Source organism: Corynebacterium sp. HMSC068H04 (genome assembly GCF_001811255.1).
Taxonomy (GTDB): domain Bacteria; phylum Actinomycetota; class Actinomycetes; order Mycobacteriales; family Mycobacteriaceae; genus Corynebacterium; species Corynebacterium hesseae.
In genome coordinates this window covers 101,809-119,845 of sequence record NZ_KV803997.1, presented here as the reverse complement: position 1 = coordinate 119,845, position 18,037 = coordinate 101,809, and the positions used below count along the sequence as shown (strand labels likewise).

The 18,037-nt window shown below is 62.3% G+C and carries 15 protein-coding genes and 1 tRNA gene; 7 read left to right on the top strand and 9 right to left on the bottom strand.

What is annotated here, in order from left to right:
• Positions 1 to 33: 33 nt before the first annotated feature.
• Both HMPREF2792_RS07235 and HMPREF2792_RS07230 read right to left on the bottom strand, forming a co-directional pair.
• Complete coding sequence (locus HMPREF2792_RS07235) at positions 34 to 2,142, bottom strand: S9 family peptidase (RefSeq protein WP_070532352.1); 2,109 nt, start codon at positions 2,140 to 2,142, stop codon at positions 34 to 36.
• 9 nt (positions 2,143 to 2,151) lie between these two features.
• Entirely contained in the window at positions 2,152 to 3,009 is an 858-nt protein-coding gene (locus HMPREF2792_RS07230) for a phosphoribosylaminoimidazolesuccinocarboxamide synthase (protein WP_070532429.1), read from the bottom strand.
• Between the two features lie 64 nt (positions 3,010 to 3,073).
• On the opposite strand from HMPREF2792_RS07230, the gene HMPREF2792_RS07225 reads away from it, so the two are divergent.
• Positions 3,074 to 3,880, top strand: a complete 807-nt coding sequence (locus HMPREF2792_RS07225) for a serine/threonine protein kinase (RefSeq protein ID WP_070532350.1) — start codon at positions 3,074 to 3,076, stop codon at positions 3,878 to 3,880.
• A 115-nt stretch (positions 3,881 to 3,995) separates the two neighbouring features.
• On the opposite strand, the gene purB is transcribed toward HMPREF2792_RS07225, so the two are convergent.
• Positions 3,996 to 5,435 carry an adenylosuccinate lyase gene (purB, locus tag HMPREF2792_RS07220; RefSeq protein ID WP_070532348.1) on the bottom strand — a complete coding sequence of 480 codons (1,440 nt, stop codon included), beginning with the start codon at positions 5,433 to 5,435 and terminating at the stop codon, positions 3,996 to 3,998.
• A gap of 39 nt (positions 5,436 to 5,474) precedes the next feature.
• The gene (purD, locus tag HMPREF2792_RS07215) at positions 5,475 to 6,749 is read right to left on the bottom strand and encodes a phosphoribosylamine--glycine ligase (RefSeq protein ID WP_070532345.1); all 1,275 of its coding nucleotides are present in this window, start codon (positions 6,747 to 6,749) and stop codon (positions 5,475 to 5,477) included.
• 34 nt (positions 6,750 to 6,783) lie between these two features.
• Here purD and HMPREF2792_RS07210 point away from each other — a divergent pair, with 34 nt between their 5' ends.
• Positions 6,784 to 7,212 (top strand): HIT family protein, encoded by a 429-nt coding sequence (locus HMPREF2792_RS07210; protein ID WP_010188927.1) that lies wholly within the window; start codon positions 6,784 to 6,786, stop codon positions 7,210 to 7,212.
• A gap of 24 nt (positions 7,213 to 7,236) precedes the next feature.
• Here HMPREF2792_RS07210 and HMPREF2792_RS07205 read toward each other — a convergent pair whose 3' ends face one another.
• From HMPREF2792_RS07205 to HMPREF2792_RS07195, 3 genes are all read right to left on the bottom strand, one after another.
• Complete coding sequence (locus HMPREF2792_RS07205; protein WP_070532342.1) at positions 7,237 to 8,688, bottom strand: sensor histidine kinase; 1,452 nt, start codon at positions 8,686 to 8,688, stop codon at positions 7,237 to 7,239.
• 11 nt (positions 8,689 to 8,699) lie between these two features.
• A complete protein-coding gene (locus HMPREF2792_RS07200; protein WP_070532340.1) occupies positions 8,700 to 9,404 on the bottom strand; it encodes a response regulator transcription factor in 705 nt (234 codons plus the stop codon).
• Between the two features lie 131 nt (positions 9,405 to 9,535).
• The gene (locus HMPREF2792_RS07195) at positions 9,536 to 10,309 is read right to left on the bottom strand and encodes a MerR family transcriptional regulator (protein ID WP_070532337.1); all 774 of its coding nucleotides are present in this window, start codon (positions 10,307 to 10,309) and stop codon (positions 9,536 to 9,538) included.
• A gap of 80 nt (positions 10,310 to 10,389) precedes the next feature.
• Here HMPREF2792_RS07195 and HMPREF2792_RS07190 point away from each other — a divergent pair, with 80 nt between their 5' ends.
• Positions 10,390 to 11,679: an MFS transporter gene (locus HMPREF2792_RS07190; RefSeq protein WP_070532335.1), complete on the top strand. Its 1,290-nt coding sequence runs from the start codon at positions 10,390 to 10,392 to the stop codon at positions 11,677 to 11,679.
• Between the two features lie 50 nt (positions 11,680 to 11,729).
• Here the strand turns inward: HMPREF2792_RS07190 and HMPREF2792_RS07185 are convergent, their stop codons facing one another.
• Positions 11,730 to 13,475, bottom strand: coding sequence for a pyruvate dehydrogenase (locus tag HMPREF2792_RS07185; protein WP_070532332.1), 1,746 nt, complete (start codon positions 13,473 to 13,475; stop codon positions 11,730 to 11,732).
• 169 nt (positions 13,476 to 13,644) lie between these two features.
• Here HMPREF2792_RS07185 and HMPREF2792_RS07180 point away from each other — a divergent pair, with 169 nt between their 5' ends.
• Together HMPREF2792_RS07180 and HMPREF2792_RS07175 are read left to right on the top strand one after the other, a co-directional pair.
• Positions 13,645 to 15,144 carry an MFS transporter gene (locus HMPREF2792_RS07180; protein WP_070532329.1) on the top strand — a complete coding sequence of 500 codons (1,500 nt, stop codon included), beginning with the start codon at positions 13,645 to 13,647 and terminating at the stop codon, positions 15,142 to 15,144.
• The gene (locus HMPREF2792_RS07175) at positions 15,131 to 15,658 is read left to right on the top strand and encodes a TetR/AcrR family transcriptional regulator (RefSeq protein WP_070532327.1); all 528 of its coding nucleotides are present in this window, start codon (positions 15,131 to 15,133) and stop codon (positions 15,656 to 15,658) included. The genes HMPREF2792_RS07180 and HMPREF2792_RS07175 overlap by 14 nt, the downstream gene beginning before the upstream one ends.
• Positions 15,659 to 15,689: 31 nt before the next feature.
• Here HMPREF2792_RS07175 and HMPREF2792_RS07170 read toward each other — a convergent pair.
• Positions 15,690 to 15,762: transfer RNA gene (locus tag HMPREF2792_RS07170), tRNA-Thr, on the bottom strand.
• A gap of 186 nt (positions 15,763 to 15,948) precedes the next feature.
• Here HMPREF2792_RS07170 and HMPREF2792_RS07165 point away from each other — a divergent pair.
• Positions 15,949 to 17,625 (top strand): threonine/serine exporter ThrE, encoded by a 1,677-nt coding sequence (locus tag HMPREF2792_RS07165; RefSeq protein WP_070532427.1) that lies wholly within the window; start codon positions 15,949 to 15,951, stop codon positions 17,623 to 17,625.
• 50 nt (positions 17,626 to 17,675) lie between these two features.
• Positions 17,676 to 18,035, top strand: coding sequence for a hypothetical protein (locus tag HMPREF2792_RS07160; RefSeq protein ID WP_070532324.1), 360 nt, complete (start codon positions 17,676 to 17,678; stop codon positions 18,033 to 18,035).
• The last annotated feature ends 2 nt before the right edge of the window (positions 18,036 to 18,037 follow it).

Below are 18,037 nucleotides of genomic sequence, written 5' to 3'. Positions count from 1 at the left end.
TGTGGCTAATGAGCCACAAAGCGCAAGCGGTCTCTAGGCCTCGACACCCGTGGCCTGGTTAATCAGCCACGCATACTCGAATGCAGATTGCCGCCACTTGGCATAGCGCCCGGACACGCCACCATGGCCAGCGGCCATTTCAGTCTTGAGGAGGAACTCGCCGCCGGTAGCAACGTCGCGAAGCTTGGCCACCCACTTCGCCGGCTCGACATACAGCACGCGGGTGTCATTGAGCGAGGTCAACGCCAGAATATTCGGATACTTCTGCGGCGCAATGTTCTCGTACGGCGCATAGGAGGCCATGTAGTCGTAGACCTCCGGATCGTGGTACGGGTCGCCCCATTCCTCCCACTCCACCACAGTGAGCGGAAGCTCCGGCATGAGAATCGAGGTCAGCGGATCCACGAAGGGCACGTTGGCCTCGATGGCCTTGAACCTATCCGGCGCCATGTTCGCCACCGCGCCCATGAGCAGGCCACCGGCGGAACCTCCTTCAGCCACCAAGGTCTCCGGTGTAGTCACCCGGCGCGCGATGAGGTCATCAGCCACCGCGATGAAGTCCGTAAACGTGTTCTTCTTGGCCAGCATCTTGCCGTCGTCGTACCAGGTACGGCCCATCTCGCCGCCACCGCGAACGTGCGCCATGGCGAAGATCATGCCGCGGTCCATGAGAGACAAACGGAAGACCGAGAAGTACGGGTCCATATTCGCCTCATAGGAACCGTAGCCATAAAGCAACGTCGGGTTCGGTTGCGTGCGGTCCAGGTCCGCGCGGTGCACGATGGACACCGGCACCTTCGTCCCATCGGGTGCTTCAGACCAGACGCGGTAGGCCACGTACTCGTCCTTGTCATAGCCGCCCGGGACTTCCTGCTCCTTGAGCAGCGTGTACTCGCCCGTAGCCACGCGGTAATCAAAGAGCTGTGCGGGCTGGATAAAGGATGTGTAGCTCACGCGCAGCACCGGCGCATCCCACTCCGGGTTGCCGGCCACGCCGACGGTGTAGAGCTCCTCATTGAAGTGGAGCTCGCTAAGAGGGGCCCAGCCTTCACGCACGTCCATCACCGCTGCTCGGCCGATGCCGCCGCGGCGGTAGCCCACGACGATCTGGTCGCGGTAACAATCCACGCCCTCAATGCGCACTGTGTCATCATGCGGCATGAGGACGGTAAGTTCGCGCAAAGCTGGCAAATCATCAGTGACCGGACAGTAGCCCAACGCGAAGTTGGGGCCGGTGGCATTGTGCGTGACTACCCAGTAGTCGGTTCCTGCCACCACGGCGTGGTCGACGTCGTAGTCCACGCCCGTTTCGCGCTCCCAGAGGCAGCGGAACTCCCCCTCCGGATTATCCTGCTCGAGCACCCACGCCTCATTCGTCGTCTTCGAGCCGGAGACAATCATGATGTACTTCTCGCTGCGGGTCGTGCCCACGCCGATGCCGAAACGCGAATCCTCCTCACGCATGACCACGACGTCCTCCGACTGCGGGGTGCCCACGCGATGGCGCCACACCGTATCCGGGCGCCACGCATCATCCACGGTGGTGTAGAAGATGAACTCCTCCCCCACCCACGTTGCACCGTAGAAGATACCTTCCAGGCGGTCCTCCAACAGCTCGCCCGTGCGCAGGTCCTTGATGAAGAGCTCAAAGCGCTCATCACCGGCCACGTCGACCGAATAGGCCAACAGGTCACCGGAATCGCTCACCGTGGACGCACCCAGAGCGAAGAAGTCGTGGCCTTCGGCGAGCGCGTTGACGTCGAGAAGCACCTGCTCCCCTTCCGGTGCCCCCGTCTCCGGGATGGTCGGCGGGGTCCACGGATCGGAGCCTTCCGACACCGGGATGCGGCAGCTATAGCCGTACTCCTTGCCCTCCTCGGTACGGCCGTAGTACCAGTACTTGCCGCGACGCTGGGGCACGGACATGTCCGTCTGCTTGATGCGGGACTTGACCTCGGTGAAGATGTTCTCCGTCAAGGTGTCCAGGTGTGCGGTGCGCTCTTGGGTATAGGCGTTTTCGGCCTCGAGGTATTCGCGGGTCTCCGGGGCGTCTTTCTCACGCAGCCACTCGTAGTTATCGACGAAACTGCGGCCGTGGAACTCTCGCGTGATGGGGCGCTTGGCAGCAATCGGTGCGTTCATTCAGCCTCCTTAAAAGGTGGTTCCGGACAGGCGCTCAAAGGCCTCAACATAGCGCGCGCGGGTGGCCTGGACAACGTCGTCCGGCAAGCGCGGCGGCGTGGACTCCTTGTCCCAGCCGGAATTAGTGAGCCAATCGCGCACGTACTGCTTATCGAAGGAAGGCTGGACCTTGCCTTCCTCATAGGTGTCGGCCGGCCAGTAGCGCGAGGAGTCCGGGGTGAGGACTTCATCGGCCAGCACCAGGGTGCCGTGCTTATCGACGCCAAACTCAAACTTCGTATCCGCCAAAATAATGCCCTTCTCCTCCGCCAACGCGGCGGCCGTGGCGTAGATGCGCAGGGTGGCATCGCGCAGCTCCTCGGCGCGTTCGCGGCCGAGCTTGTCCACGACGACGTCGAAGGAAACGTTTTCATCGTGCTCGCCCTGCTCCGCCTTGGTGGCTGGGGTGAAGATGGGCTCGGGCAGGCGGGAAGCTTCGGTCAGCCCTTCCGGCAGCTTGACTCCGCACACGCTGCCGGATGCCTTGTACTCCTTGAGTCCGGAGCCGGTGAGGTAGCCGCGGGCGACGCATTCGAAGGGAAGCATGTCGAGCTTCTGCACGACCATTGAGCGACCGAGGACTTCCTCGGGGATGCGCTCATCATCGAGCGTTCCGGCCAGGTGGTTGGGGAAGTCGATGGCGTCGAAGAAGAACTTCGACGTCGCCGTGAGCACGCGGCCCTTGTCGGGGATGGCCGGCTCGAGGGCGTGGTCATAGGCGGAAATACGGTCGGAGACCACCATGAGCAGGGTGCTGTCATCGATTTCGTAGATATCGCGCACCTTGCCGGAGGCGATGTGGGCATAGGAAGAAAGTTCTGGACGCATGACATACATTCTAGACCCGTCTAGACTGCTTCAAGATACATCCCAATCCCGAGGAGCTAAGCCCGTGCACTCTCGCCTGACCTCCCTTTTGACCTCCGCTGCGCTGGTGGGCGCCGCCCTGTCTGTGCCCGCTGCGCGCGCAGCCGACATCTCCGTGCGCGAGTCCGCCCACGGACAGTGGCTGTGCACGATGTCGGCGTCCGCCACGGATCGCGCACTAGCCCGCGACGTCCGGGCGGGCTACATCAACACCATCCGCACGACCTCGGAGAAGATTCAAGCGCAGTTCCCGAAGCTGGACTTCTCCGCGTACACCTCGCGCGATATCAGCAAGGCTCCGGGCTACGCGGCGACGGTGGCCGCGCTGGGCAAGGCCGGCTACACGGGCGCGGATATGGTCATCATCATGGTCGGCGCGTCCGCCCCGGAGGACCTGGTGGAGGATGAATCGGTGCTGTTGCCAGGGGATGCCGAATACTCGATCAATGCGGCGAAGTCCCGGACTGAGAAGGGACCGGCACCGTTATTGTCTACGGGTAGCGATTTCAGCCCTAAGCTGCGCGCCGCTCTGGCAGAAAACCAGGCGCAGGAAAAGGAGGCCGTCGATGCCTTCAACGCAGCGCAGGTGCAGTCCTTTGCCGAGTGCGTGGAAGAGCTGCACAGCCGCGGTGCGCAGGAAGGTATCCAGCCGGTGCCGGAGCTACCCATCCCGGGCAAGACGACGCAGCAGCAAACCTCGTCCACGGGTGCTACGGTTCTCGGCATCATGGCGGTGCTCACCGCTCTGATGATCGGCGGCTACCTTGCTACCAACGGCAAATCCCTCGGCGGCTTCGAGCTGCCGGTGCTGCGCATCCCTGGAATGGCCTAAGAGCTAGTGCCGGGTTGTCCGGCCGCCGATGGGAGGTCGTTTCGATCAAATAGGGGCTAGAAAATTGAAGAGCTGGCAACCTTAATTGATCGAAACGTACCGCCAAGGGGTGAAACTAAAGGATTTCGCCCGGGGTGTAGGCGGCGGCCTGCGGGTGCTGATCAGCAATCGCCTTGATGCGGCCCAGAATCTGGCTCACCTGCGATTCGGCAGCGCCGATGAAAGCGTGCTTGTCCGACAGCGCGGCCTCGAGGGCGGCGGCATCGAGCGGCAGGCGCTCGTCGGCAGCTAGGCGCTCGATCAGATCCTGCTCCCCGCCATTCTCACGCATGTTGAGCGCCACGGCGACGGCGTTTTCCTTGATGACCTCGTGCGCGGTTTCGCGGCCCACGCCCGCGCGCACCGCCGCCATGAGGATGCGGGTGGTGGCAAGGAAGGGCAGGTAACGCTCCAGTTCGCGGTCGATCATCGCCGGGAAGGCACCGAATTCCGCGAGCACGGTGAGGAAGGTTTCAAACATACCGTCAATGGCGAAGAAGGCATCCGGCAGTGCCACGCGGCGGACCACCGAGCAGAACACGTCGCCCTCGTTCCACTGCTGGCCAGACAGATCCGCCACCATGGTGAGGTAGCCGCGCAGGATTACCTGGAAACCGCACACGCGCTCGCAGGAGCGGGCGTTCATCTTGTGCGGCATCGCGGAGGAGCCGACCTGGCCTTCCTTGAATCCTTCAGTCACGGTCTCGTTGCCGGCCATCAGGCGGATGGTCGTGGCCAGCGAGGAGGGCGCAGCACCCAGTTCAACGAGCGCAGACACAGCGTCGAAGTCGAGGGAGCGCGGGTAAACCTGGCCCACCGAGTTGAATACGCGGGAGAAGCCCAGGTGATCCGCAATGCGCGTCTCCAGCGCGGCGAGCTTGTCCTCGGAGCCTCCCATGAGGTCGAGCATGTCCTGCGAGGTGCCCATCGGGCCCTTGATGCCGCGCAGCGGGTAGCGGCTCAACAGGGATTCCACGCGCTCGATGCCGAGCAGGAGCTCGTCGGCAGCCGAGGCGAAGCGCTTGCCCAAGGTCGTCGCCTGCGCAGCAACGTTGTGGGAGCGGCCTGCCATCACCAGCGTCTGGTACTGCGCGGCGTGCTCACCAATGCGCGAGACCACCGCGATGGCCTTATTGCGCACCAGCTCTAAGGAACGCAGAATCTGCAGCTGCTCGACGTTTTCCGTCAGGTCGCGCGAGGTCATTCCCTTGTGGATGTGCTCGCAGCCGGCCAGAGCGTTGAATTCCTCGATGCGTGCCTTGACGTCGTGACGCGTGACGCGCTCACGCTGGGCAATCGAGGCAAGGTCCACGTTCTCTACCTGCGCCTCATAGGCGGCGATGGCCTGGGCGGGAATATCGACGCCGAGATCCTTCTGCGCCTTCATCACCGCGATCCACAGCTGGCGCTCCAGAATAATCTTGTGTTCTGGGGACCAGATTTCAGCCATCTCTGGGGAGGCGTATCGAGCGGACAGGACGTTGGAAATGTTCTTCTTTTCAGCCACGTCGCTCATTATTCCACGCCTCGCCCCAAAGGCGGCATTATCAGCGGACTAGATGCTGATCTGGCCCTTTTCCGCTGGCAACGCAATGTCCTTGCGGAAGAAGCTGCCCTCCAGCTTGATGCCGTCGAGCACCTCGTAGGCGGCGGCGCGGGCGTCGGCCAAGGTGGCACCGCGGCCGAGGACGTTGAGGACACGACCACCGTTGGATACGTATCCGCCCTCCCCCGTGGTGGTGCCAGCGTGGAGGACGCGGGTGGGATCATCAAGATCCGGCGAGGTGATCGGATCACCCTTGCGCGGGGAAGCCGGGTAACCCTCGGCAGCCAGCACCACGGTAACGGCGTAGCCTTCCTCCCACTCCAGCGGCGCAAGGTCCGCGAGTTGCCCTGTCGCGGTGGCGTTCAGGACCTCTCCCAGTGGGGACTTCAGAAGGGACAAGACCGCCTGCGTTTCCGGGTCACCGAAACGGCAATTGAATTCGACGACGGCCGGACCTTCCTTGCCCCAGGCCAGTCCCGCATATAGCAGCCCGGTATACGGCGTGCCGCGCTTGACCATTTCCTTGGCCACGGGGACGCAAACTTCGTCGACGATGCGCTGGGTACCGTCGGCAGGCAGCCACGGCAGCGGCGTATAAGCGCCCATGCCGCCGGTGTTGGGGCCTTCATCGTTGTCATAGGCACGCTTGTGGTCCTGCGCCGGCAGCAGCGGCACGACGGTCTCACCATCCACGAGGCAGAACAGGGAGACCTCGGGGCCGTCAAGGAAGGACTCGAGCAGCACCGGGTTGCCGGCTGCATGAACGGCATCGACGTGCGCGCGGGCTTCCTCGCGGGATTCGGTCACCACCACGCCCTTGCCGCCGGCTAGGCCATCGTCCTTGACCACGAAGTGCGGGCCGAAGCGGTCGAGCGCGGCCTCAATGTCCGCATCACTTACACCAGGGGCGAGCTGCTCTGCGCGGGCGGTGCGCACGCCGGCGGCCGCCATGACGTCCTTGGCAAAGGCCTTGGAACCCTCGATTTGCGCCGCGCTTGCCGACGGCCCGAAGACCGCAATGCTGCGCTCACGCAGTGCATCCGCCACGCCTTTCACCAGCGGCACCTCCGGCCCGATGACGACGAGGTCAGCGGCGATGTCCACGGCTAGTTCAACCATGCGCGCAGGATCGTCCACCTGGGAATACTCCGGGTGGACGGTGGCCTGCTTCGCATGGGCCGGGGAGCCCGGTGCGATGTGCAGATCGGTAACAGTGGGGTCAGCTTTCAGGCCAGTGAGCAGGGCGTGTTCGCGGCCGCCCGAACCGATAACGAGAATGCGCATGCCGTCTATCTTAACTGGCGGTAGCCTAGGGGCCATGTCTTCAGTATTTACAAAGATCATCGAGGGCGAGCTGCCTGCTCGCTTTGTCTACCGCGACGAGAAATGCGTGGCATTTTTGTCCATCGAGCCGCTGCGCTACGGCCACACCTTGGTGGTGCCGGTCGAGGAAGTAGATAAGTGGACTGACCTCGATCCTGAAACCTGGGCACACCTCAACGCCATCGCTCTGGAAATCGGTGGCGCCATCAAGACGGCCTTCGACACCCCACGTACCGGCTACATCATCGCCGGCTTCGACGTTCCCCACACCCACATCCACCTCTTCCCCACCGAGAAGATGGAAGACTACGACTTTGCCAAGGCCTTCGCTGCCGACGCCACCGACCCCGCTGCCATGGACGAGGCCGCCGCGCGTATCCGCCAGCACCTCGGCACGGATGAGGACGGCCGCCGCGACAGCTAAGAGCTGACTGCTACCTTTCGGCAGCTAGGAACTAGCTGCCGCCTTGGGCAGCTGGACGGTAAACACCGAGCCGCTGCCCAGCTCCGAATCCACGGAAATCGAACCGCCGTGCTGCTCAACCAGAGACTTCACAATGGCCAAGCCTAGGCCCGAGCCACCCGTATCGCGGGTTCGTGAGCTATCAGCACGGTAAAAGCGCTCAAAGATGTGGGCTGCATCTTCGGGGGAGATGCCCTTGCCGTCATCGGCAACGTCGATAAGCACGTGCTCCTCGTCATCCCGCAACGTCAGCGTCACCGACGCCTCATCACCGCCGTGGCGGATGCCGTTGGACACCAGGTTAAGCAATACCTGGTGCAAGCGGTCCGGGTCTCCGTTGACCATTGGAATCCCGGAGGCTTCGTTGTTGACGTTGATGGTGCGCCCAGAAAATGCCGCGCGCGCCGAAGAACCCACAGAGAGCACGAGCTCCAGCATGTCCACCTCACGCATATCGAGGCGCGAGCCCTCTGCGCGCGTCAGGGCCAGCAGATCCTCCACCAGCAACGACATGCGCTTCGACTCAGCATCGATCTTGCTGAAGACAAACTCCGGGTCTTGGGTTGCCCCCGAACGGTACAGCTCCGTATAGCCGCGCAGGCTGGTCAGTGGGGTGCGAAGCTCGTGGGAGGCATCGCCGACGAAGCGGCGCATCTGTTGCTCCTTCTCCTGCGCATGGAGCACGGAGTTTTGCAACTGCGTCAACATGACGTTGAGCGCTGCGGCGAGCTGCCCCACCTCGGTGTGCAGCGGCCACTCCGGCACGCGTTTATCCAGGTTGCCCGCCGCGATCTGGGAGGCCGTTTTCTCCACCACGCGCAGCGGACGCAAGGCTCTGTGGATGAGCCACATGCCCACCAACGCGATGATGAGCATGACCAACGCCGCGATAATGACCTGGACAATGGCCAGGCCTTTAAGGATGGAGTTCTCCGTCGTCATGTCTTTGGCCACGACGACCACGGAACCATCCGATTTGAGCTTCGCCACGGCCCGCCATTCGGTTTCGCCTTGAACCGAGCGGACACTCGTGGGCTCGCCGCCGACGACCACCGAGCGGGCATCCGGCAACCCCGCCATCGGCCGCGTGGTCACCACGGAACCATCGGGATAATACGCCAGTGCTACATAGTCCGTCGGGGGCCGGCGGCTTCCGTCCTGCGGGGTATAAAAGGCCGCGTCGAGGTTGCTGGCCCAGGAGCCAATCGCGTCATTGAGCTCCGTGTCCACGCGCGTGTAGAGAACGTTGCGCATAATCGATGACACCGCCAGGGAGGACATAGCCAGGCCCAAGCCCGAAACCAGAACCATGAGGACGAGCAGCCACGTGCGCAGGGGCAGCGCTTTAGGGCGTTGCATGCGCCGGCGCAGGGCGCTGTTCCGCACCGAAGAGGATCCAGAATCCGAGCCCTGAGTGTTCGCGGGGGATTCGCTCATAGTGGAAAAGCCTACGAGCGCGGCGTACGCAGCACATAACCAACGCCGCGGACGGTGTGGATCAGCGGTGTATCGCCGGTATCAATCTTGCGGCGCAGGTAGGAGATGTAGGACTCGACCACGTTGCCATCGCCGCCGAAATCGTAGTGCCAGACGTTGTCCAAAATCTTGGACTTGGACAGCACCACCTCGCGGTTTTGCATGAGGTAGCGCAGCAGGTTGAACTCGGTGGGCGAAAGCTCCACGATCTCCCCGGCCTTGGTGACCTCATGAGTGTCATCGTTGAGAGTGAGGTCGGCATAGGTCATGGTGGCGCTGCCATCCTGATCATCCACCGCATTGCCGCGGCGCAGGATCACGCGCAGGCGGGTGATGACCTCCTCCAGGCTGAAGGGTTTGGTGACGTAATCATCCGCACCGATGGTCAAGCCATGGATGCGCTGATCCACGCTGTCCTTGGCTGTGAGGTAGAGGACGGGGCCGTCGAGGCCTTCTGCGCGCAGCTTGCCCAGCAGCTCAAAACCGTCCATGCCCGGCATCATGACGTCCATAATGTAGGCGTCGGGATTGATCTCACGCGCGATGCGCAGAGCCTCGTTGCCGGAGTTGGCGCTGTGTACATCGAAGCCCTGAAACTTCAGGGAGACGGTAAGTAGTTCAACGATATTGGGCTCGTCATCGACGACAAGTACCTTGACGTCCTTTGAATCATCCATGGTCCCGCTTTGGTCCTTTCTCCGCTGTTCCTATGACTAGGTGGCGTGGGGGTTTCTCATTCAAAGTGAGAAGTATTGCACTACGCCTTCCCAGGGTACTGAGCGGAGTCTGGACGTGCGCTGTGAACAAATTAGTCCCACACGAGATTATCCAGATCTAGCCCTTCTGCCTGGGCTTGAGCCTCGATCAGCTGGCGCAGGTAGTCGGCGTTGCCACGGTAAGTCTCATCGAAGCGCGGATCCTCGCAATACATGCGCGCCAGGAGCACTTGCTTGGACCTCGACACCGGGTACCACTGGGCGATGAGAGCACAGTGCTTGTCGACGATCTCCTTCGCCTCCTCGCTGCCTGCCTCAAGTCCCGCTTTCGCGGCCTCCTCTAGCTCGGCCGCAAAGTGTTCATGCTCCACGGAGAATTCCTCCCAGTCTTTCTTCCCCATCGATTCTGAGACGGCCGCACTGGCCGCCCACTCTGTGCTGTCTCCCCACTTCTCGTGGGCTTCTTCCTGCAATTGGGGCCATGCGTCACCCAGGTTGCGCATTTTTTGGCTGGGGCTTAGGTTCTTATCCATTTCAGTCTCCTCAATTAGTCTTTCCACTGCGTACAACATGGCATCGACGTCGGCTCGCCGCTTCTGCAAAGCCTCGTGTTGGGCACGGAGGCGGGCCAGGGTGGCGGAGGAAGGGGCATCGAGAAGCACTGCGATGTCCTTCAGTTCAATTCCCACGCTGCGATAAATCAGGATGTCCATCCCGCGTTGCACGTCATCTTCGGTGTACAGGCGGTGATCACCCCCAGTGCGCCACTGTGGGCTGAGCAGCCCAATGTCATCCCAGTGCCGCAACGTGCGGGTGGTGACTTTGAGGATTTTGGCAACGTCGCCGATGCTGTAGTCGTTACGCATGCCGTTGAGCCTAAAAGTTGACGTCGCGTTAAGTGCAACTCCTGCCACTCAGCACATGTTTTTGCCTACGATAATGAAGCATGACTCACGCCTCGACACGCACTGACCGCCTCACCGTGGCTGCTTGGGCCCTGTGGGATTGGGGTTCGGCAGCTTTCAACGCGGTTCTCGTGACGTTTATTTTCTCGGTCTACCTCACCGACTCGGTGGGCCAGCAGATTGATTCGCAGTTCACACCGGCACAATGGTTGTCGTGGTCCATGACGGTGGCGGGGCTGGTGATTTTTGCGGTCACCCCCGTGATGGGCCAGCGCTCTGACCGGCTGGGCACGCGGCGGCGCGCGCTGGGTTTCTGGTCCCTGCTGACGTTCTTGGTCATGGCTAGCTTATTCTTCATCCGCAATGATGCGCCCGCGTATTTCTGGCTCGGGCTTATCGGCCTGGCGGTAGGTTCGGTGACCATCCAATTCGCCGAAGTCAATTACTTTGCCCAGCTCAATCAAGTGGCCTCCGAGGACAAGGTGGGCCGGGTATCCGGCTTGGGATGGTCGGCGGGCTATTTCGGCGGCATCGCGCTGCTGCTCATCTGCTATTTCGGATTCGTCTCCGGCGAGGGCGGCGCACTAGGGCTAAACACGGAGGGCGGCTGGAATATCCGGCTCGTAGCGTTGCTTTCAGCAGCGTGGTTTGGGTTGTCTGCCATTCCTGTGTTGCTGCGTGTGCCGGAGATTGCGCCGTCGGGTGAATCGACGGGTGGTGTGGCGGCGTCTTACCGCGAGCTGTGGCGCACGGTGGTGACGCTGTGGCGGGAGGACCGCAATGCCTTTGCTTTCCTCTTCGCTTCGGCCATTTTCCGCGATGGGCTCTCGGCCGTGTTCAGCTTCGGGGCGGTGCTGGGGGTGTCCGTCTATGGATTGTCTCCCGGTGACGTGCTCATCTTCGGCGTTGCCGCCAACGTTGCGGCCGCGCTAGGCGCGGTGGCGGGCGGGCTGATCGACGACCACGTGGGCCCCAAAGCCATCATCCTCACCTGCCTGGCTATCTTGACGCTCATGGCCGGCATCATGTTCGTGGCGCAGGGGCCGACGGCCTTCTGGATCTGCGGACTCATCTTGTGCCTATGTGTGGGACCAGCCCAGGCTTCCGCCCGCGGTTTCTTGGCGCGCGTTGCCCCGCCAGGGCGCGAAGGCGAGATGTTCGGCCTCTACGCCACGACCGGGCGGGCCGTGGCGTGGTTGACGCCTTTCCTGTTCGGTGTCTTCGTCTCACTGTTGGGCCAAGGCGACCGGGGAGGCGTGCTCGCCATTGGGCTGGTCCTGCTCGTAGGAGCCCTCGTGCTCATCCCGGTCAAAGACCCCGCCAAGGTGTGAGCTCCTTCGACGTAGCCCCCTTTTAATGTGTGGCGCTTAACGCCGGCACATTAAAAGTCCTGCGGGCGCGGGATGTTGCGCAGATTGGACTTCGCCATGGTGAGCATCTGACCCACGCCGCCGCCGAAGACGGTGCGGGTTGCCGCCTTGGAGAAGCCGAGCAGCTGCTCAAAGGTCAGTGTGGGTGGCAGGGAGAGGGCGTTGGGGTCGGTGACGACGTCGATAAGCGCAGGCCCGTCGTAGGCCAAGGCCTCCTTGATGAGGCGCGGCGCTTCCTTCGGGTCCTCGATGCGGAAGTGCTTGATGCCCGCGCCCTCCGCAATCTTGGCGTAGTTGACGTGCTCGTGGTCGGTCTCGTGCTCCGGGAGGCCCTGGACCAGCATCTCCAGCTTGACCATGCCGAGGGAAGAGTTATTGAACACGAACATCTTCACCGGCAGGTTGTGCAGCTTCACCGTGAGGAGCTCGCCCATGAGCATGGACAGACCGCCGTCACCAGAGAACGTAATGACCTGGCGGCCCGGGTTCGCCGCCTGCGCGCCGAGGGCCATCGGCAGAGCATTGGCCATGGTGCCGTGGCGGAAGGAACCAATCTGCTCACGCTTACCATTCGGGGTGATGTAGCGCGCGCCCCAAACATTGCACATACCGGTATCGACGGTGAAAATGGCGTCCTCATCGGCCTGCTGATCGATGAGATCGGCAATGTACTCTGGGTGGATCGGGGTGTGCTTCTCCACGCCGGAGGTATAGGCCTCGACGACATGATTCAGCTTGTCGTAGTGCTTCTTGAGCATCTTGTCCAGGAAGGAGCGGTCCTTCTTCTCCTCCACGTGCGGCAGGATGTTCTCGATGGTGGCGGCAACATCACCGGTCACCGGGTACTTGATGCGGGTGCGGCGGCCGATGTGGGAGCCGTCGATGTCAACCTGCGCCACGTTGGCATCCGGCAGGAAGTCGTTGTAGGGGAAATCCGTGCCCAGCAGGATGAGCAGGTCTGCTTCGTGGGTGGCCTCGTGGGCTGCACCATAGCCGAGCAGGCCGGACATGCCGACGTCGAAGGGGTTGTCGTACTGGATGTACATCTTGCCACCCAGGGCGTGGCCGATGGGGGCCTTGATCTTTTCGGCGAGCGCGAGGACCTGCTCGCGGGCGTTCTTCACGCCGGCGCCGACGAAGAGGGCGACGGTCTTGGCCTCGTTGATGGCCTGGGTCAACGCGGCAGCCTCGGCAGGATCCGGGAAGACGACCGGGCTGCCGGCGGAGATAACAGAGGAGGTGAAGGTATCATCCTCGGCCTCCTGCGTGGAGACATCGCCCGGGATGACGAGGACGGACACGCCCTTGCCCGCCATGGTGCTCTGGATGGCGTGGTGCAAGACCACGGCACCTTGGTCAGCGGAGTTCACCATCTCGCAGTAGCTCGAGCACTCTTGGAAGATGGCCTCCGGGTGGGTCTCCTGGAAGAACTTCGAGCCGATCTGGCGGGAAGGAATGTGGCTGGCCAGGGCGAGGACCTTGGCGCCGTTGCGGTGGGCGTCGTAAAGCCCTTGAATAAGGTGCGTATTTCCCGGGCCGCAGGATGCGGCGCACACGGCAAGGTTGCCGGTGGTGAGGGAATCGGCCTCCGCGGCAAACGCTGCGGCCTCCTCGTTGCGAACGTGAACCCATTCGATGGAGGACTTCCGCACTGCGTCCACGATGGGGTTGAGGGAATCGCCGACGAGGCCGTAGATGCGTTTCACACCCTGGGCTTCCAAGGTTTCTACTAATTGTGTGGCGTAATTGCGTGCCATGATTTACCTCTCTAACTTTTGCCGTTAACGGCCCCCAGTGTTCCCCCTTTAAGGCGCGTTTCGCCACCATAAAGCTGACTTCTCACGTCCTAGAAACTTTGTGACTGCGACAACAACTCGACCTTCTAAGCTTTGAAACTGTAACGACCGTTCGCTATAGTTTCGAACCATGTCAGACCTCCACGTGAAAGCCTCCGCCGAATCCCTCCGCGCCTCCGCTACGCGCCGGTGGACCTTTTTTGGCGTCATTTCCCTGGGCCTGCTCATGATCGGCTTAGACAACTCAATCCTCTACACCGCGCTACCGGTGCTCTCCGATCAGCTCCACGCCACCTCGCTGCAGCAGCTGTGGATCATCAACGCCTACGCGCTCATGCTGGCCGGCCTCCTGCTGGGAACCGGCACGTTGGGCGATAAAATCGGGCACCGCCGCATGTTCGTCATCGGCCTGTGGATCTTCGGCATCGCATCACTGGCCGCAGCGCTAGCGCCCGGCGCGTGGGAATTAGCCGCGGCTCGCGCCTTTTTGGGCCTCGGGGCCTCCATCATGATGCCCGCGACCCTCGCCCTCATCCGGTTGACCTTTGAGGATGAGATTGAGCGCAATACGGCCATCGGCATTTGGGGCTCCATCGCCGTCGTGGGTGCGGCGGCCGGCCCCACGGTGGGTGGCTTCTTGCTGGAGCATTTTTGGTGGGGCTCGGTCTTCTTGGTCAACGTGCCCATCGTCATCATCGCGCTCATCCTCACGGCCTTCCTCGCCCCGCCGAATATGGCGAACCCGGCGAAGCACTGGGATTTCCTCTCCTCGCTGTATGCGCTCATCACGCTGGCCTCGCTGATACTCGTCATCAAGTCGGTGGCCAGCGCCCACCTCAACGCCATGCTCATCGGCGGCGCGCTAGCCGCCTGCCTCATCGGCGCCATCCTCTTCACCCGCCGCCAGCACAAGCTGAAGGAACCACTCCTCACCTTCGATATTTTCCGCTCCCCCATCTTCAGCGGCGGCGTCTTGGCTGCGGCGGGCGCCATGTTTGGCATGGCGGGACTAGAGATGACCACAACGCAGAAGCTCCAGCTGGTGGACCTGTATTCCCCACTTCATGCCGGGCTCATCATTTCCCTCATCGCGCTGGCGGCGCTGCCAATGTCCGCGTTGGGTGGTGCCAACCTCCACCGTTGGGGTTTCTTGCCGATCATCGCCGGTGGCTTCCTCTTCATGGCGGCGGGCATCGGCTGCGTGGTGTGGGGCGGCACACACGACATCTTCCCCGCATACCTGGCGGGCCTATTCATCACCGGAATCGGCGCGGGACTTGTCATGTCAGTCTCCTCTACCGCCATCATCGGCGCCGCCCCCGCCTCGCGCTCCGGCATGGCCGCCGGCGTAGAGGAGGTCTCCTATGAATTCGGCACGCTGCTCTCGATTGCGATCACCGGTTCCGTACTGCCCATGGTGTACAAGAGCGGTCTGCCCGAAGACGTCCAAGACCTAGGCATGGAAGCGCTCCACAACCCGGCGCTCGCGGAGGTTGCCGGCCCCGCCTATACCGACGCCTACCTGGCCACCGCCGCAGGACTCGGCGTAGTCATGCTCGTCTTCGCCGCGGTCACCGGCTGGTGCTTCCGCACCAACCCCACGTCAGGAGGTGCCGATGCCTCGCACTAGTAAAAAGGTCGAAGCGCTCGACATGGCGCTCACCATCATCGAGAAGGACGGCGTCCACGCGCTCACTTATGATTCCTTGGCCACGGCCACGGGCATGAGCAAGTCTGGGCTCATCTACCACTTCCCCACCCGGCACCAGCTGCTCATAGACTGCCATTCGTTGTGCGCGGAGCGCTGGGAGGAGGAGCTTATCGCACTCTCAGACCGCAAGACGGCCGAGGAATTAAGCCCGCGCCAGCGCTACCGTGCCGCGTTGGAATCAATGGGCAAGAATGATCCGCTCATTGAGCTGCTGATGTCCATCCACGCGCAGTCCCATCCGGATTTTCAGAAGGTGTGGAGGGATGTCGACGAGCGTTGGCTCCCCGATCCCGCTACGGAGGATGAATCCGTGGCGCTCGCGATGGTGATAGCGAACGGCCTGTGGGTCCATGATCACCTCACCGAGCGCCCCCTGTCACCGCAGCGACGCCGGACGCTTATCGACGTCGCCCTAGGCCACCTCACCGACTAACAAAAAATGGGCCTTTAAAAAGGCCCTTTTGAGCTGGAGACGAGACTTGAACTCGCAACCTACGCATTACAAGTGCGTTGCGCTACCAATTGCGCCACTCCAGCACCGCGGCTAATCCGCTAGAGGGAATCGTACCTGAGACCACCCCGTGGAAGGAAAGCCAGGGTGCTTGCGCTGCGAAAAAGCGGGTGCGAGGACCCCGAAAAGCACTGGCAGGTGCATAAATCGGCGGCAGTTACTAAAGTGCTGACTTACCGAACCCAGAAGTGTTGATGAGGTCTTTCTTTTCCGTGTCTGTTCTTTCTTCCTTGCGCCAGCGCCTGCTGTACCGTTCGGCCCCCGTCGCCACCATTGACGCCGCGAAGGCCGCACCACCGCCCTCCCCTCTTGCCCCGGTCGATCTCACCGACCCGGCCCAAGTCACGGGCGTCATGGAGATCGCCGCGCGCGTCGGGGAAATCCTGATTGCGGCTGGCTCCGCCAATACTGACGTCCAGGCGCAGATTCACCTCGTCGCATCCTCTTATGGTCTGCACTACTGTCACGTGTCCATCCTGATGAACACGATCACTATCCACACGGCTATCGGCACGGGCCCGGACCGGCGAAACCTCCACGTCTTCCGCGTGGCGCCGAGCATCGCTGTGGACTTCACCAAGCTGTCCGCCGTCGACCGCCTCATCCGCTCCATCCACTCCGGTGCCACGCCGCCGGCCATGGCGGAGAAGGTCCTGGATGATATCGACGCGATGAAGAACCCCTATTCCACAACCACCATCGTCAGCGCCTGGGGAGCCATGGGTGGGTTTATCGCCGTCATGCTCGGTGGTGATCTCCTCGTCGGCGTCATCACGTTCCTCATTTCGGCGCTCATCATGGGCACGAACATGTTCCTGGCCGGCTACCGCTTGCCGCCCTTCTATCAGAACCTCGTCGGTGGCCTGCTTGCCGTTGTCCCCGCGGCCATTCTCTACAACGTCTTCGCGGGTTTTGGTATCCACATTCTGTCCTCCCAGATCATCGGTTCGGGCATCATCGTGCTGGTGGCGGGACTGACCTTGGTGCAGTGCCTGGTGGACGGCATCACGCGCGCGCCCGTGACCTCCTCCGCCAAGTTCTTCGAGGCCCTCATGTCCACCGGCGCCATCATCGCCGGCGTGGGCCTGGGTATCCAGGTTGCCTCATGGGTGGGTTTTAGCCTGCCGCCGCTGGCGACGCTCGCGCCACCCGTCTATCACCAGATCCCGCTTCTGGTGCTGTGCGGCGGAATCGGCTCCGCCGCCTTCGCGTTGGCCTTGGGGGCTTCGTGGTCGGAGGTCACCATCTCCGGGCTCACGGCGGCCGCCGGTATGGTTTTCTACTACTTCCTCGTCGTCTTTTTCGGCGTTGGCGCTGTCGTCGCCTCCGGATTCTCGGCCGTGGCGGTAGGCCTCGCGGGTGGTCTCCTCTCCCGCCGCTACATGATGCCGCCGCTCATCACCATGATCGTGGGCTATACCCCCATGCTGCCGGGTCTGACTTTGTACCGCGGCATGTACGCCATGCTCAACGAACAGCTCATTACCGGCCTGACCAACCTGGCCAGCGCCCTCGCCATTTCCGGTGCACTAGCCGCTGGCGTGGTCTTCGGCGAGCGAGTGGCCCGCCGCCTGCGCCGCCCGCAATACTTCCGGCCTTATAACTCGATCAAGCGCTTGGGCACGTTCTCCTTCTCGCGTGCCACCCGTTTGGCCCAGCGCGCCCGCATTCCGCGCGTTCCCCTATCGCCCTTCGCTCCGCGTCACAACCTGCCGGCCCCACCGCCGCAGTATGGCCCCAAACCGCCCACACCTGCACAGCAGGCGCGCTTCCAGCAGGGTGATGCCGTCACGGACATGTGGCCCGTCACCACGGAGTTTCCAGCGCAGCGCCCCACCTACACGGTGCCCGGCAAAGATGACCCGAGCGCCCCATCGGCGTCGCAATAGCGTAGAATAGCCGGTCTGAAAGCTTTCACACTTCATCCCAGGAGGACTCCGTGCCACCAAAGGTCACAGATACTCAGCCAGCGGCTGACCAGACTCATGCAGTAGAGGAAGAGACCGCCCGCGCCGCGCGCCGCGTCGTTGCCACCTATGCGGAGGATTTCCTTGACGGCGTGACTCTTATGTCGATGCTGGGCGTCGAACCGGAAGGCTTGGTGCACCGCAAGGTCTTGGCCGAGCAAGCCGATGCTGCTCCAAAGAAGTCCAGCAAGAAGTCAACGAAGAAGGCCTCCAAGAAGTCCAGCAAGAAGGCGACCAAGAAGGCTACGAAGAAAGCCTCCAAGAAGGCCACTAAGAAGTCGACCAAAAAGGCTACCAAGAAGGCAACTAAAAAGGCCGCGAAGAAAGCCTAATT